The sequence below is a fragment of the Variovorax ginsengisoli genome, assembly GCF_030486595.1.
GTDB lineage: Bacteria > Pseudomonadota > Gammaproteobacteria > Burkholderiales > Burkholderiaceae_C > Variovorax > Variovorax ginsengisoli_B.
Genome location: NZ_JAUJZH010000041.1, coordinates 15153 through 30965, shown reverse-complemented (window position 1 = coordinate 30965; position 15813 = coordinate 15153). Strand labels below are relative to the sequence as shown.

15 protein-coding genes and 1 pseudogene are annotated in these 15813 nt (G+C 64.2%); 11 read left to right on the top strand and 5 right to left on the bottom strand.

Annotation, left to right across the window (positions count from 1 at the left end; all coding sequences use genetic code 11):
- Window positions 1-2 precede the first annotated feature (2 nt).
- Window positions 3-77 carry a pyrroloquinoline quinone precursor peptide PqqA gene (gene pqqA, locus QZH52_RS38835; RefSeq protein ID WP_081781751.1) on the bottom strand — a complete coding sequence of 25 codons (75 nt, stop codon included), beginning with the start codon at window positions 75-77 and terminating at the stop codon, window positions 3-5.
- Between the two features lie 265 nt (window positions 78-342).
- On the bottom strand, window positions 343-2469 hold the full coding sequence (locus tag QZH52_RS35005; protein ID WP_301815879.1) for a sigma-54-dependent Fis family transcriptional regulator: 2127 nt from the start codon (window positions 2467-2469) through the stop codon (window positions 343-345).
- 356 nt (window positions 2470-2825) lie between these two features.
- On the opposite strand from QZH52_RS35005, the gene pedF reads away from it, so the two are divergent.
- Entirely contained in the window at window positions 2826-3251 is a 426-nt protein-coding gene (gene pedF / locus QZH52_RS35000) for a cytochrome c-550 PedF (protein ID WP_436411667.1), read from the top strand.
- 9 nt (window positions 3252-3260) lie between these two features.
- On the top strand, window positions 3261-4103 hold the full coding sequence (locus QZH52_RS34995) for a type 2 periplasmic-binding domain-containing protein (RefSeq protein WP_301815875.1): 843 nt from the start codon (window positions 3261-3263) through the stop codon (window positions 4101-4103).
- A 21-nt stretch (window positions 4104-4124) separates the two neighbouring features.
- On the opposite strand, the gene QZH52_RS34990 is transcribed toward QZH52_RS34995, so the two are convergent.
- Together QZH52_RS34990 and adh are read right to left on the bottom strand one after the other, a co-directional pair.
- The gene (locus QZH52_RS34990; protein ID WP_301815872.1) at window positions 4125-4532 is read right to left on the bottom strand and encodes a DUF779 domain-containing protein; all 408 of its coding nucleotides are present in this window, start codon (window positions 4530-4532) and stop codon (window positions 4125-4127) included.
- An 11-nt stretch (window positions 4533-4543) separates the two neighbouring features.
- The gene (adh, locus tag QZH52_RS34985; RefSeq protein WP_301815870.1) at window positions 4544-6064 is read right to left on the bottom strand and encodes an aldehyde dehydrogenase; all 1521 of its coding nucleotides are present in this window, start codon (window positions 6062-6064) and stop codon (window positions 4544-4546) included.
- A 264-nt stretch (window positions 6065-6328) separates the two neighbouring features.
- On the opposite strand from adh, the gene acs reads away from it, so the two are divergent.
- From acs to QZH52_RS34930, 9 genes and pseudogenes are all read left to right on the top strand, one after another.
- Window positions 6329-8332, top strand: a complete 2004-nt coding sequence (acs, locus tag QZH52_RS34980; RefSeq protein WP_301815868.1) for an acetate--CoA ligase — start codon at window positions 6329-6331, stop codon at window positions 8330-8332.
- 806 nt (window positions 8333-9138) lie between these two features.
- Window positions 9139-9540 (top strand): hypothetical protein, encoded by a 402-nt coding sequence (locus tag QZH52_RS34970; RefSeq protein ID WP_301815866.1) that lies wholly within the window; start codon window positions 9139-9141, stop codon window positions 9538-9540.
- A 91-nt stretch (window positions 9541-9631) separates the two neighbouring features.
- Window positions 9632-10087: pseudogene (locus QZH52_RS34965) on the top strand (helix-turn-helix domain-containing protein); the annotation flags it as partial.
- A 90-nt stretch (window positions 10088-10177) separates the two neighbouring features.
- A complete protein-coding gene (locus tag QZH52_RS34960; protein WP_436411666.1) occupies window positions 10178-10414 on the top strand; it encodes a hypothetical protein in 237 nt (78 codons plus the stop codon).
- Window positions 10415-10507: 93 nt separating this feature from the next.
- Window positions 10508-10789 (top strand): hypothetical protein, encoded by a 282-nt coding sequence (locus QZH52_RS34955; protein WP_301815864.1) that lies wholly within the window; start codon window positions 10508-10510, stop codon window positions 10787-10789.
- Between the two features lie 624 nt (window positions 10790-11413).
- Window positions 11414-11752 carry a PRC-barrel domain-containing protein gene (locus QZH52_RS34950; protein ID WP_301815861.1) on the top strand — a complete coding sequence of 113 codons (339 nt, stop codon included), beginning with the start codon at window positions 11414-11416 and terminating at the stop codon, window positions 11750-11752.
- Window positions 11753-12996: 1244 nt separating this feature from the next.
- Window positions 12997-13287: a hypothetical protein gene (locus tag QZH52_RS34940; RefSeq protein ID WP_301815914.1), complete on the top strand. Its 291-nt coding sequence runs from the start codon at window positions 12997-12999 to the stop codon at window positions 13285-13287.
- A complete protein-coding gene (locus QZH52_RS34935) occupies window positions 13284-14414 on the top strand; it encodes a transporter substrate-binding domain-containing protein (RefSeq protein ID WP_301815859.1) in 1131 nt (376 codons plus the stop codon). Before QZH52_RS34940 ends, QZH52_RS34935 begins: the two co-directional genes overlap by 4 nt.
- Before the next feature lie 280 nt (window positions 14415-14694).
- Window positions 14695-15078 carry a LysR substrate-binding domain-containing protein gene (locus QZH52_RS34930; RefSeq protein ID WP_436411665.1) on the top strand — a complete coding sequence of 128 codons (384 nt, stop codon included), beginning with the start codon at window positions 14695-14697 and terminating at the stop codon, window positions 15076-15078.
- Window positions 15079-15282: 204 nt separating this feature from the next.
- On the opposite strand, the gene QZH52_RS34925 is transcribed toward QZH52_RS34930, so the two are convergent.
- Entirely contained in the window at window positions 15283-15762 is a 480-nt protein-coding gene (locus QZH52_RS34925) for an Lrp/AsnC family transcriptional regulator (RefSeq protein ID WP_301815856.1), read from the bottom strand.
- Window positions 15763-15813: the final 51 nt, after the last annotated feature.

Below are 15813 nucleotides of genomic sequence, written 5' to 3'. Positions count from 1 at the left end.
GCTCAGCGGTGCGAGATGTACATCGTGATCTCGAAGCCGAAGCGCATGTCTTCAAACGCGGGTTGCGACCATTGCATGGAGTCTCCTTCGTTGCGGAACAGGCCCAGGCGGAATTGCCTTGTGGTGCCTCTGCTGTTCCGCAAATCGCGTGCCCGCGGCGGAATGGCGCAACGCGCGCGAAAAGACTCGGGATTGCCCTGATGCCGAAGGCTTCGGAGGGCGTGATTGGGGCCTCGGCAGGCCGCCGATGGCAGGCGCCGACGAATGGTGTTCCAGGCTGGTACAGCGCCGTGCGACGGCGGTACAGGGAAATCCCCTAGGGTCGATGTGCGCCGGCGCGCTTCACTTGGCCCAGCGAAGCTTGCGATAGATGGTGTTGCGGCTGATGCCTAGTTGCTTCGAAGCCACCGAGATGTTCCCATTGGCGGCGGCAAGGGCGTTTCGGATCAGCTCGACCTCGGCCTCGCTGAGCGTGCGGGGCGCGGCGACCTCGGCCATGGCGGCTGGTCGCGCCGGCGCGATGATCGGCTCCGCCGCGCGCCCCTGGGGCAGGGCCGGGGAATGCACGGGGACAGCGTAGGCCGCGGGTGGCGCGGCAGGCATCGCCACCGGCGCTGCGGGCTCCCGCCCCTGTCGCAAGCACCGCACATCCTCCAGGAAGTCATCCGACAGATGGTGCTCGGCGATCTGGCCTTCGCCGGCGGCCATGACGGACGCCGTGCGCAGGACATTGGCGAGCTGGCGCACGTTGCCCGGCCACGCGTAGGCCTTGAAAAGCGACATCACCGGCGCGCTGATGTCCGGCGTGCCATGCGGGCACTCGGCCAGCAGGATGCGGCGCGCCACCACGTCGAGGTCGCAACGCTCGCGCAGTGCTGGCAGCTTCACGACGAGGCCGTTCAGGCGGTAATAGAGGTCTTCGCGGAACGAGCCCGCCTCGATCATGTCGCGCAGCTTGCGGTGCGTCGCGCCGATCACCGCGATGTCCACTGGAATCGACTTGAGACTGCCCAGTGGCGTCACGTTGCGCTCCTGCAGCACGCGCAGCAGACGGGCCTGCAGGGGCAGCGGCATGTCGCCGATCTCGTCGAGGAACAGGGTGCCGCCATTGGCCTGGACGATTCGGCCGACCGCTCCCTTGCGGCGTGCGCCGGTGAAGGCGCCGTCTTCGTAGCCGAACAGTTCGGCCTCGATCAGCGACTCGGGGATCGACGCACAGTTGACGGCCACGAAGGGCTGCTTGGCGCGGTTCGAATCCTGGTGGACGGCGCGCGCCAGCAGCTCCTTGCCCGTGCCTGTCTCACCGAGAATCAGCAGCGGGATGTCGCGGTTGATGACGCGTTGCACCTTCTGCACCAGCGCACCGATCTGCGGATCGCCGGTGTTCAGATAGTGCAGGCCCGAGAACAGCGTGCCGTCCGCGGAGTTCGCCGTGTCGCCCGCCAGCGCGCCGGAGCGCCTGCTGCTGTTGCCCGCGGCCGCCCGGTGGTCGACGACCTCGGCGGCAGCCTGGGAAAAGCCCGGCTCCATGACCATCGAACGCTGGGGCCCGTTGAACCGTGCGTTGACATGAAACTCCCGCCCGCCGGCAAGGCTCAGCGTCATCGGCACGGGCAAGGGCGTGCGGAAATGGTCGAACACCGCCGAAGCGGTGGTGCCGAACAGGCTGGTGAGGCTGTGCATGCGCAGCGCCGCGCTGCTCATGTCGAGCTGGTCGAGCGCGCTGCGATTGGCGCCGAGGATCTTGCCGTCGGCGCCGACCACGATGATCCCCTCGAGCAGCGTGCCGATGAACTCCACACGGCTGTGGAAGTGCAAGCGAAGTCGGTTGCCATAGTCGTCGGACAACCACTGGTTTTCGATCATGCGCGCCGACATGCGCACCAGGCCCATCGTGTGCTGGTGGTAGGAGCGCTGGTCGCCGGTGACATCCAGGACGCCGAGCATGTTGCCGCGCGGATCGAAGATGGGCGCCGCCGAGCAGGTCAGGAAGTGGTTGGCGTGGATGAAATGCTCGCCGCCGTGGACCACGGTGGGAGTCTCCTCGAACAGCGCGGTGCCGATGGCGTTGGTGCCCTTGGAGTGTTCCGCCCAGTTCACGCCCGGCGTCAGGGCGACCTTGTCGGCGCGCTGCAGGAATCTGTCGTCGCCGACGGAATGAAGGATGGTGCCTGTCACGTCGGCCAGCACGATCATGCTTTCGGTGTTGACGATCTGCTCGAACAGCATTTCCATCACCGGCGCGGCGTGCGTGAACAGGCGCTGGTTTCGTTCCCGCGCCACGGTGAGATCGCAGCGCGTCAAGGGCTCGAAGTCGGGCCGCTCGATGCGCGTCAGGCCGAGCGCCGAGCAGCGTTGGTGCCATTGCTCGATCAATTCCGTACGCGCCGGCTGCTGGGGGACGGGTAGCACTGCGGGCGTGGTCCAGGTCCTGGCACTCGTGGCCAGCGCACGGTGGGTGTCAACCATTGTCTGTCTCCTCTGCTTCTATGCGAGCAGCTTGTCTCGTTCGAAAAACATTGTGTCAGCGGCCAATGTGTCCCGCTTTGATACATCGCAAGCCGACCTCCGCTGTACACGCCGGCTGCCAGGCGACGAGGATGCCACATGCCGGGACTTTCCACGCAATTTGTGTACCTGCCTGCAACAGCTCGGCATGGCACGGCGTTTGCGGATTCGGCCATGTTTCTACATTTTGATGAACGGAGACTGACATGACGAGTTTCGATCGGAAGGAAGGGCGGCCCCTGAGCAGCCTGCGTCGCCAGAATGCGTGGGGCCAGGCGGCCCGCAAGGCCGGGGCGCTGTTGGCTGCAGCGGCGTGGATGACCGGCGCCACCCTGGCCTGGTCGCATGGCGACGTGACGCCGCAAGCCGTGGACACCACCGGCCTGCCTGAACTGGGCAAGGATTGGCGCCCGGAGAACCCCTATCGCGGAAATGGGACCGCCATCAAGATCGGCACCTCCGCCTACAACCAGAACTGCGCGCGCTGCCATGGCATCGAGGCGATCTCCGGCGGCATCGCTCCCGATCTGCGCAAGATCGACAACGACTGCGCGGCGCTGAAGGATGCCGCGAAGAAGGCCGCCTGCATCAAGGAGATCGACGACTACTTCCTGAACACCGTGCGCCACGGCCGCACGCGCAACGGCGCGGTCTACATGCCGCCGTTCGAAGGCATGATGAACCAGGAGGCGATCTGGTCGATCAAGACCTACCTCGAGACCCGTCGCGACAAGCCGATGTAGGAGCCGACCATGCACGCCTCTCTGCCGTCGCGCCGCGACTGCCTGCGTTGGCTCGGTGCGGCCGGCCTGGCGGGCGCGCCGCTGATCTCGAGCGCCGCGCCGCTGGATCGCATCCGCGAGCGCGGGACGCTCACCGTGGCGCTCTACAAGGACATGCCGCCATTCCACATCGACGGCAGGGGCATCGACGTGGACCTGGCGCAGGCGCTGGCGGACGCGCTTGGCGTCAAGCTGTCGATGCTGCCTTTCAACGCCGACGAGAACATGGGCGACGACCTGCGCAACATGGTCTGGCGCGGGCACTACCTGGGCTTCGGTCCGGCCGACGTGCTCATGCACGTGCCGGTCGACAAGCCGCTGATCGATGAGACGCCCCAGGCCCGCATCCTTGCGCCGTACTGGCGCGAGCGCGTCGTGCTGGCCCGGCAGCTCGACCGCCTGCCGCAGCTCGACAGCCTGTCGGGCCTGGGCGATGCGAAGGTGGCGGTGCCCGGGCAGACGCTGGCTGGCTGGTTGATGATCGGCGCCGATGGCGGAGCCTATCGCAACCAGCTCAGCACGCAATGGAAGGACGGTGCCGAGGCCGCGCGCGCCCTGCAGCGTGGCGAGGTGGCCGCTGCCGCGGGTCTGGCGTCGGAGATGGAGTCGGTGCTGCGTGGCGACGCGCGCTTCGCGATCGCGCCCCTGCCATCGCCGCGCGCCCAACGCAATGGCTGGGCGGTCGGAATGGCGGTGAAGAAAGACGCGGCAGACCTGGCGCAGGCACTGCAAGCCGGGCTTGACGAGCTCGCCGGCAGCGGGCGGCTGCGCAGGATGTTCGAACGCGCCAACGTCGCCTGGCTGGCGCCTTGATGCGACAGGGCCAGGGTCCGGCTATGGCCGCCCCTGCGCCTCCAGCGCTTGCCACTCGGCGTCTTCGTACAGCCGCGAGCGCGTCAGGAAGCGCAGTCCGGTCGGGCGTTCCAGCGAGAACATCCCGCCATTGCCAGGCACCGCATCGATGATCAGGTGCGTGTGCTCCCAGTACTCGAACTGGGAGCGACTCATGTAGAAGGGCGTGCCCGCGATCTCGCCGAGGCAGATGTCGGCATCGCCGGTGATGAACTCGCCCAGCGCGAAACACATCGGCGCGCTGCCATCGCAGCAGCCCCCCGACTGGTGGAACATCAATGGGCCATGTTGCGCGCGCAGACGCTCGATGAGCGCCTGCGCGGCCGGCGTCACGGACACGCGTCCCACCCGGGCCGTGGACGGTTCGTGCGGTGGCGTGCCGGACGACATCTGCTGCCCGCTCAGAAGAAGCCCAGCTTGTTCGGGCTGTAGCTCACCAGCAGGTTCTTGGTCTGCTGGTAGTGGTCGAGCATCATCTTGTGGTTCTCGCGGCCGATGCCCGACTGCTTGTAGCCGCCGAAGGCCGCATGGGCCGGGTACTGGTGATAGCAGTTGGTCCACACACGGCCGGCCTGGATGCCGCGGCCCATGCGGAAGGCACGTGCGCCGTCGCGGCTCCACACGCCGGCGCCCAGGCCATACAGCGTGTCGTTCGCGATCTCGAGTGCCTCCTCCTCGGTCTTGAAGGTCGTCACCGACACCACCGGCCCGAAGATCTCCTCCTGGAAGATTCGCATCTTGTTGTGGCCCTTGAACACGGTCGGCTTGATGTAGTAGCCCGCCGCCAGCTCGCCGCTCTTCACGTTGCGCTCGCCGCCGGTCAGGCACTGTGCGCCTTCCTGCTTGCCGAGGTCGATGTACGTGAGGATCTTTTCCATCTGCTCCTGCGAGGCCTGCGCGCCCAGCATGGTGGCGGTGTCCAGCGGGTGGCCCTGCGTGATCGCCTCGACGCGCTTGATTGCGCGCTCCATGAACCGGTCGTAGATCGATTCCTGGATCAGCGCGCGGCTCGGGCAGGTGCAGACCTCGCCCTGGTTCAGCGCGAACATCGCGAACCCTTCCAGGGCCTTGTCGAAAAAGGCGTCGTCGGCCGCGAGCACGTCTTCGAAGAAGATGTTGGGCGACTTGCCACCGAGTTCTAGCGTGACCGGGATCAGGTTCTGGCTCGCGTACTGCGAGATCAGCCGACCGGTGGTCGTCTCTCCGGTGAAGGCGATCTTGGCGATGCGCGGACTCGACGCGAGTGGCTTGCCGGCCTCCAGGCCAAAGCCGTTGACGACGTTGAGCACGCCCGGGGGCAGCAGGTCGCCGATGATCTCCATCAGCACCAGAATCGACGCGGGCGTCTGCTCGGCCGGCTTCAGGACGATGCAGTTGCCCGCGGCGAGTGCCGGTGCCAGCTTCCACACCGCCATCAGGATCGGGAAGTTCCACGGAATGATCTGGCCCACCACGCCCAGCGGCTCATGGAAATGGTACGCGTAGGTCTCGTGGTCAATCTCGCTGATGCCGCCTTCCTGTGCTCGCACGCACGACGCGAAGTAGCGGAAGTGGTCGATGGCCAGCGGCATGTCGGCGGCCATGGTTTCGCGCAGCGGCTTGCCGTTGTCGAGCGTCTCGGCCACGGCCAGCGTCCGCAGGTTCTGCTCCATGCGGTCGGCGATCTTCAGCAGGATGTTGGCGCGCTCGGTCGGCGACGTGCGGCCCCAGGGGGCCTTGGCCTTGTGGGCGGCATCCAGCGCCGCCTCGATGTCCTTGGCGTTCGAGCGCGGGATGCTCGTGAAGGGCTGGCCGGTCACCGGGGTCAGGTTGTCGAAGTACTGGCTGTCGATCGGTGCCACCCACTGGCCGCCGATGTAGTTGCCGTATTGCTTCTTGTAGGGGTTCGCAATGCCGAGATTGCGCATTTCTGCCATGTCCATGAAATCATCTCCGTTGAAGTTGAGGAAGGAACGCGTGGAGTGCTTCGCAATCGTCGGGCCAGCGCGTGCCAGCAGATGCAAGTCGTTGTCAGGCAATGGATTTGGACCGGATTGCTCCACGGCGGCGTGACCGCATTGCGCCGGGCGCTGTGCCGAAGCGGAGCAAGGTGTTGCAGATTGAACCAATGCCGCGCCTTGGCGCATGGGCATCGAACTTGCGCGCTTCGTTCGTATTCAATCGACTGAAGGAAGAGAGACGAAGCAATGACGAAGAACACATCGACGCGCATCGAGTCCGTCTTGATCGAGACCCGCGTGTTTGCCCCTGATGCCACCGCCAGCGCGGGCGCGCGCATCGCCAGCATGGCGGCCTACGACGCGCTCTGCAAGGAGGCCGCGGACGACTTCGACGGCTTCTGGGCCCGCCAGGCGAAAGCCAACGTGACCTGGACCAAGCCCTTCACGCGCACGCTCGACGAGTCGAACGCGCCGTTCTACAAGTGGTTCGACGACGGCGAGCTCAACGCCTCCGCCAACTGCCTCGACAAGCACATCGGCACCCCGGTCGAGAACAAGACCGCGATCATCTTCGAGGCCGATGACGGCGCGGTCACCAAGGTCACTTACAAGGAACTGCTGGCACGTGTCTCGCAGTTCGCCAACGCGCTCAAGGCCGAGGGCATCCGCAAGGGCGACCGGGTCATCATCTACATGCCGATGACCATCGAAGGCGTGATCGCGATGCAGGCCTGCGCCCGCATCGGCGCCACCCACAGCGTGGTCTTCGGCGGCTTCTCGGCCAAGGCGCTGCAGGAACGCATCATCGACGCCGGCGCGGTCGCCGTCATCACCGCCAACTATCAGCTGCGCGGGGGCAAGGAACTGCCGCTGAAGGCGATCGTCGACGACGGCATCGCGCTCGGCGGCTGCGAGTCGATCAAGAGCGTGCTGGTCTACCAGCGCACCGCGACCGCCTGCGCGATGGTGGCCGGGCGCGACAAGACCTTCGCCGAGGTGCTCCAGGGCCAGCCCAGCGAATGCCCGCCGGTGCCGGTCGGCGCCGAGCATCCGCTGTTCATCCTCTACACCTCGGGCTCGACCGGCAAGCCCAAGGGCGTGCAGCACGCCACCGGCGGCTACCTGCTGTGGGCCAAGCTCACGATGGACTGGACCTTCGACGTCCGTCCCGAGGACGTCTTCTGGTGCACCGCCGACATCGGCTGGATCACCGGCCACACCTATGTCGCCTACGGCCCACTGGCCGCCGGTGCGACCCAGGTGGTGTTCGAAGGGATCCCGACCTTCCCGCACGCCGGGCGCTTCTGGCAGATGATCGAGAAGCACAAGGTCACGATCTTCTACACCGCGCCGACCGCGATCCGCTCGCTGATCAAGGCGGCCGACAGCGACGAGAAGGTGCACCCGAAGAACTGGAACCTGTCGACCTTGCGCATCCTCGGCGCCGTCGGCGAGCCGATCAATCCGGAGGCCTGGATGTGGTACCACCGGAACATCGGCGCCGAGAAGTGCCCGATCGTCGACACCTTCTGGCAGACCGAGACCGGCGGCCACGTGATCACGCCGCTGCCGGGCGCCACGCCACTGGTGCCGGGTTCATGCACGCTGCCGCTGCCGGGCATCATGGCCGCGATCGTCGACGAGACCGGCAAGGACATCCCCAACGGGGCCGGCGGCATGCTGGTCATCAAGCGCCCCTGGCCGTCGATGATCCGCACCATCTGGAACGACCCCGAGCGTTTCAAGAAGAGCTATTTCCCCGAGGAGATGGGCGGCACGATCTACCTCGCCGGCGACGGCGCGGTGCGCAGCGCCGACCGCGGCTACTTCCGCATCACGGGACGCATCGACGACGTGCTCAATGTCTCGGGCCACCGGCTCGGCACGATGGAGATCGAATCGGCGCTGGTGGCCAAGACCGACCTGGTGGCCGAGGCGGCCGTGGTGGGGCGGCCCGACGACGTGACGGGCGAAGCGGTCTGCGCCTTCGTGGTGCTCAAGCGCGGCCGGCCGGCGAGCGACGAGGAAGCGCGCAAGATCGCGACCGAACTGCGCAACTGGGTGGCGAAGGAGATCGGTCCGATCGCAAAACCGAAAGACATCCGCTTCGGAGAGAATCTTCCGAAGACGCGCAGCGGTAAGATCATGCGGCGCCTGCTTCGCAGCCTCGCCAAGGGCGAGGCCATCACCCAGGACACCTCGACTCTGGAGAACCCGGCCATCCTCGAACAGCTGGGACGAGCACACTGATGACCGCCTGTCGGGTAGTGAGCGGAAACAACCACCGGGCGTTGAAGCGGTATCTCAGATCTCATTCGCTCCGTGCGGTGGCTGACCGGCCCTGAACACCCCAGCTGGTCGGCGAAGGCGCGCTGGTAGGCCGGCCGTGCCTCGCCGCGGGCGACATAGGCGAGGAGATACGGGTATGCGTCCAGCAGACTCGAGTCGCTCAGCCTGCGCAGCATCGTCACCATCAGCAGGTCGCCGGCGCTGAATGCAGCGTCGAACCAATCCGCGGCGTCCAGCCGCTGGGAGAGTTCACCCAGCCGGACCGGGACGCGCTGCTCGAGGACGGGGCAGGCGCTCCTCGAACCAGGCCTTGTCGCGCTCCAGGAGCATGGCGAATTCGGAGGGCCGACGCTCCCGAACCGCGCCCGCCGCGGTCGGAGCGGACGTACTCGGAAACGAGTCGTTCGAGGCGAGCACTGAATGCTCCGCGTGTCGCCCCGCCCTCGCAAGGGCGTCGATCGACGTAGCCGGTCTCGGGCTTTCAGTGCTGCGCATCGGACTCGTGCCGATCGCGCCCCTGCCAGGTCACAAATCCCTAACGCACACGGCCCGGAGGGCCGCACAAACCCATGCAATCGCTCCTCCGGGCCTAATGCGAAAACTCCCAAGAGCGCCGACCACATCGGAGGATTCATCTATGTCGCAGGGTAAATGTCCTACTGCATCAGCCAGCGGCGTCTCTATCGTGGTTCTCAGCCAGAGGAACGCCGACTGTCCGAGTGGGCGCTGCCTGGCGTGACCTGCCGTCGAACTCACAGGGTACTTCCATGAAAAAGCATCTTCTGGCACTCGCCTTCGCCTCCTGCGCCCTGGCCCTGAGCAGCGCTCATGCAATGACCAGAGACGAGTACAACGTAGCCAAGGAAAAGATCTCCGCTGACTACAACGTCGCGAAGGCAAAGTGTGACACCCTGAAGGACAACGCCAAGGATGTCTGCATGAAGGAAGCGAAGGGGGCGGAAAACGTCGCCAAGGCTGAGCTTGAACAGCAGTACAAGCCTTCAGTCAGTCGTTCGAAGAAGGTAGCGGAAGAGAAGGCGGAAATGAAACACGAAGTCGCCAAGGAAAAGTGCGACGACCTGGCCGGCGACGCAAAAGGGGCATGCGTTAAACAGGCCAAGGCTGATTACAGTGCCGCAAAAGCCTCGATCAAGCGCGAGAAGTACTAACGTCTGAAATGCGCGTTCTCACTCTCAGGGAAACGTCAGTCATGACCAGTACACGCGAGCCAGTGGGAGGACCGAGCGAGCGGACTCGGCGCGTCGAGCGCGCCTGATCTTGCTGCTCGCAAATGACCTGACCTGGGCCGAGATCAGAGGCAAGCTCGATTGCAGCGACAGCTATATCGACCGCTGGAGCAAGCGCTTTGCAGCAGATCGCTTGGGAGGTTTGTTTGCTCGTCATGCCGGGCGCGAACGCTACAAAGTGACCGATCGCATCGAGGCGCTTGTGCTGGCACGCACGACCAAGCACACGCCCGCGGACGGCTCCACGCACTGGTCCACGCGCAAGCTTGCGGCCGAACTCGGTGGCGACATCTCGCCCATGACGGTGGCGCGCATCTGGGCCAAGCACGGCATCAAGCCGCATCGCCTGGAAGGCTATCTCGCCTCCAACGATCCGGACTTTGAAACCAAAGCCGCCGACGTGAACGGGTTGTATCTGAACCCAGGGCATGCAAGCCCATCGCCTACGCCACCTGCGCTGGCGGGATGACCACGCCCCCTTGCCCGGCAACAAACACTGCAGCCTTCACATTTCAACAGGCGATCGCCGCCCGCGCCCCGGGCAGCGGCAACAGCAATCGTGGAACCTCTGGACCTCGTGCAATGGCCTGCATTCGCAGCCTCGATCGCAGCGGCCTACCTCGTGGGCTCCAGCGCAAAGGGCAAACGCAATGCGGGCTTCTGGATATTCCTGCTCAGCAACGTCCTTTGGGTGGCCTGGGGCTTTCACACCGACGCCTGGGCCCTCGTCGCCCTGCAGCTTTGCCTGGCTGGGCTCAATGTGCGGGGGCTGTTCAAGACGGAGGCGCCGTCGTGACCGCTCTTGCCGATCGATTCGCGGCACTTCTTCTGACATTCGGCAACTCCTCGTGCGACAAGAATCAGATAACAGATCCGTCGAGGAGACGCCATGTTCGAAGGATACAAGGCCAGGATTCAAAGCTACTGCGAGGAAGCTGGCATCGAAGTCCCTGTCGGTTTCGGCCGCCACGCGGCCGGCCGCTACGTGGCGATCGACGATGAGTCCTCGCCGCCCAAACTCGTGGCGACGACATGGCCGAACCGAAAGGATGTGGTGAACTACCTGGTCAGCTTGGCCGCAGGCCGGAGGACGCGGATACTCGACTTCAAGGATCGTCGCGAACTGAGTTTTGACGGCAAGGCGAGCCTGCTGAGGGGCGCCGTTTTCTGAGCACCGCTGCTAAGCGCCGCGCGCCGTAGATGCGGACATTAGATGGCGGGGCTGCTCACAGAATGGCTGCGCATCGAGCCAGCCGTGCTGCTCGGCCAACGCGCGCAGGTCCGCCAGCTTATGCCGGCCCATGCAATGACTTCGCGCGATCTCTCGCTCGGAGGCGCCCCGACGCATCTGCGCAAGGGCGATTCGGTACTGAAATATCTCGATTCTCCTTCGCTCATCGCGGCCTCCGTGGGGACTTCATCAAGTCGCCCACTTCAGCACGCAACTACCCCATCAGATCGAGGTGTCCTTCAACTCAAGTGGCTCCAAAATGCCGAAAACGCAGTGGCTCCATTACGGCGGAAATCCACTGGCTCCAATACGCCGGAAAACGAACTGGCTCCTATGTGCCGAAAGATGACAGCCGCTCAGACCCGATCGAATGATGGGTGGGGGGCCCGCTCCCCGCGGCGCTGATGAGCATGGAACCATTGCAAACAGGCACCCCTGGAACATGGCCTACATCAGATTCGGTTCGGCCTGATCGCGCAGCGGACCACGGGGAGCGACAAACAATTTGCTGGGCATTGGAACGGTAGTCGTCGCCTCCCAGCGGCGCCGGCTTGGGAGCTTCTCATGGCGATCTCGTCCTCTGTCATTTCCTCTGAACGGGTCGAAGGCACTTCCGTGTACAACGTTGCAGGCGACAAGCTTGGAACCATCGACGATCTGATGATCGACAAGGTCTCCGGGCAAGTGCGCTACGCGGTGCTGGAGTTCGGCGGCTTCTTGGGCATGGGTACCGACCGCTACCCCATCCCGTGGAACATGCTCAAGTACGACACCGCTCAAGACGGCTATGTGGTCCCGCTCGACAAGACCCAACTCGAAGCCGCGCCTCGCTATGGTCAGGACGCAGTGCCCGAGTATGACGACGCCTACCGGACGAGTGTGGACAAGTATTACGACTTCTGAATAGGGGCGTTGGCTCAGAGCCGCGTAGTAGACAGCACCGAGCGGCATTTGTGCTGTCCGACGCAACCGCCGCAAGACCTGCCCTGGGCACGAAAGACTTCATTGACGACTGGATGTCCCGCAACGAGATCGGCGGAACGCGGTTCTCGGATCTGTAGGGCTCCGTCACGGCGACACCGTCGGCCTCCGGCGCTGGTAGAGGAGGCTTCGGCATCCACCCGGAAACGCGGCTCCTCGATGCCGGCGGCCGTCCGTCTCGGACTGTAGTCGGACAGGCTAGCGAACACCGTTGGATGCTGGCTTTCAACGTTCAGCGCATCCAGCTCCAGCGGTCCTGCTGGGCGGCGGCAGGCGAACGGGCCTTTGCCGTTGCGCTCTTGTCCGACAGACCTTCTCTAGTGATTGAAGTACGGTTGACAATCCGGGAAGTCGCACGCCAGGGCAACGCTCAGGAGGTGAAACTCATGACAACGAGACAAGAATGGGACGAATCTCTCCGGTATGTCCAGGGGGACAAATCTCTCTCACCTCTTCACGAAGAGAAGCGCAGCGATCCGCCCTCAAAAGAGGTTGCTATGCCCTATGATCCCAAAATGACTGGTCGGACAGTCGAGCGAACAGGGGCTTCAGACCCCAGCCTTTAGGCGAGCGAGCGCATCCAGCCGGCGCAGCGCCTGTCGCTCTCCGGGCCTCAAGCGCGCCCAGCGCTTTCGAGATCACGGCGACGTCGTCCGACTTCGACGAGGGTGAGCGGCCGGCGCCGGCTGTCCGTCATCGGCCAGCACCTCGACGTCGGGTTTGATACGGTTTGGGGTGCCACATTTAACCTGCCTCGTCTTCGCGCTTGCCCTTCGTTGAATCCATCATCCTTGCAACCGCGCTCACCTGAGCCGCACCCGATCTGAAATACCCCGCGACGGTATCCGTGCTCCGATGCCCCGTCATCGCCATCGTTTCCTGAAGCGGCATGTTCTGCCGCCCGGCTTCGGTGACGAACCCCGACCGCAGCGAATGCGCCGAGAAATCCTCTCCCACCCCCCCAGCGCACACCGTGCCTTCACGATGTCCCGCACCGCCGTCCCCGAGAGTCCGTCGGTGCCGACCTTGCCGTTCTTGAGGATGGAGAGCATCCAGAAGTTGGGGGTGTGCGGTGCAGCATAGAACCACTCACGGTCGGGCGGCTGCGAAGTGGCAGGGCAAGTCGTCCTACCCTGGACTTTTGTTGCAACGCACACCCCCAGGAAATGGATGCTCTCCGGGAATCGATCGATGCGCTCGCCGATATGCATCCGCAGTTCGCGCGCTACTACTGCTATGACGAAGCATTGCCCTCGCATGTCGGGCATGCAATCGGCCGCCTCGACGTGGAATTGCTCGCGCGCTGGATGCCGCCTGCCTCGTGCGGGGGTCTCGATGTCGACGCCTACTTCCTAGGCCCCAAGTCTTTCAGCTCTGTTCGGCGACGGGCCTGCATGGACGCGGCGACGCCACGCTTGTCTCTGCACGACGATTGCACGATGATTTCCTGGCCATGAATCGTCTTGCTGGCTGCTCAGGACAAGTTCGCGCGAAGCCTTTTGCGCTTGCCATGGCCGTTGCGCTGGCGATTTCGGCAATGCTGGCATCGCCGGCACTGTGCGAGACCACTTCGAGGCTTCCTGACAGACCTCTGCGCGTTGTCACCAAGGTCATCGCGCCCTTCGTTCTGCCGGACACGGATCCGCCAGCCGGATTCAGCATCGATCTCTGGGCCGAGGTCGCGCGGCGCATCAATGTGCAATACCAATGGCTCGTCGTCCCCACGGTGCCCGAGTTGCTGCAAGCCGTGCGCACAGGCGACGCGGACGTGGCTGTCGCCGCGATCTCGATCACACCGGAGCGAGAGGAGCTTCTGGATTTTTCATTTCCATACTTCGACTCCGGGCTGCAGATCATGATTGGCGCTGCGCACCAAGGCGCCATCCTGGCCTCATTGCGTTCCTTTCCCTGGCTCGCGCTCGGCGAGCTGTTTGCCTTCGCGAGCGTCCTGATATTCGTGCTGGCCAACGTGCTCATGGTGATCGAGAAGCGTCAAGCCAACCCGAGCTTTCGCAAACCCTACTGGAGGGCCGTCGGAGAAGGAATCTGGGGAATCATGCTGATCTTTTCCACGGGCGAGCACGGAGACCGCGATACCCCGCGCGTGTGGAAGCGAATCGCTGTGGCCGCCATGTGGTTCCTGGGCGTCTTGCTGGTCGCGCAGATGACGGCCACCGTCACCGCGACCCAAACTGTCGAGCGGTTGGAGTCGAGCATCCGGGATGTCAACGACCTTCCGGGCAAGAAGATTGCAAGCGTCGCCGGAACAGTGGCGGGCGACGAACTGACGCAGCGGGGCCTGCCTTTCGTGGCCGCAAGCGACCTGGGCGATGCCGTGCGCATGCTGTCGCACGGTGACGTGGTGGCTGTTGTCTACGATTCACCGACGCTGCAGTATTTGGCCGCGACTCAGGCGAGCGGCGCCGTGCAGGTGGTGGGGCCGATCTTTCGGCCCCAGAAGTACGGCATCGCCGTTGCCGAAGGCAGCGCGCTGCGCAAGCCGATCAATGAAGCATTGCTGAAGATCTATGACGACGGCACCTACGAACGATTGCGCGCCAAGTGGTTCTTGAAGCAGAGGTGAGCGGCGAACGGCGCGAGGTTCGCGGTACCAAAGCACGCATGCCACCGCGAAAGATCTCATACAGCGAAGCCGCCTGCGTTGGCATACCGTTTTCAGCTAGTCCTTGTGCTTGATCGTCACCGTTCGGATGGTGCCGGAGATGGCGTTGTCCCACGGGTCGGGGTAGTCATTCTTATCGTGCGGTTTGATACGGTTGCGAGAAATTTCCCTTTGAATATCAACAACTTACGCCAGACGGTTTTCGCGCAGAGGTGCGTCGCCCATAAGTGGTTGTCGTGCATTGGATTTCCGGCTCCGAGCGTATCAATCTCCACCGAAGGTACGACTACCCCATGTCGGTCTCCCCGCGTCGACGGCCGTGCACACGATGCTGGCGCGCGCCGCCGCCATCATCGGCAAGCCGATCAGCTATCGCGCCGTCGTTTCGACCTTCGATGCCTCGTTGCGCTGTGTCCGCGCCAACCTCGGGATCGCGGTCGTTCCGCGCGAGGTCGCGGAGCCGGTGGCTTCGACCTATGGACTGAAGGTGCTGCCGCTGACCGATCCATGGGCGCAGCGCAGTTTCGCCATCTGCTTCTACGACGAGAAGCGCCTGTCACCTGCGGCCATGGCGTTGGCTGCGCATCTGCAGGCGTTGGCGACGACTCGCCGGGACGCCACGTGACGCCGAGGGTAGAGGTGCGTTCTCGGAGCGCACTCGAGCACCGATTTCTCGCCCTTTCGACATCGACACGCGTACAGCGGCGAGCGCTGCGACGATGGCATTCTGCCATTCCAGATTGGCATCTTCATGTGGCCGAAACACACTACTGGTGCTTCCGATTGACGGGGTCTAGCGTGCCCTATCCGGGAGACATTCGTGCGTCAGTCACACGAGTGTCATCGTTGCTTTGACTGGCCGCATCACGAAGCTAGTCTTGCAGTCCTGAACGCTCGGATGCTTGAGCAGCGTGTCCATCACGAAGCGTGTGTAGTGGTCCATGTCCGCCACGACGATGCGCATCAGATAGTCCATCTCTCCCGTCAGGGAGACACAGTCGATGACTTCCGGCCAGGTCTGCACGGCGGCCGCGAAGAGATCCATGGGGCTGCGCTTGTCGCCGCCCGTGTGCTTCTCCATCCGGACGTTGATGTAGGCGGTCAGGCCCAGCCCAATCCTCTTGGCCCTCACTAAGGCCACGTAGCCCGCAATGACTCCCGTTTCCTCGAGTCGCTTCACCCTCCGCAGCGCCGCCGAGGCGGAGAGCCCCACCTGCGTTCCAAGTTCTTCGTACGACAGCCTGCCGTTTAGCTGCAGGACCGAAATAATGCGCTGATCTATCGAATCGAGCGTCGTTTCTATCGACATAGGCAGATTGTCACATGAATCGTGCGTAGATGGCGCGAATCCGCCTCGATA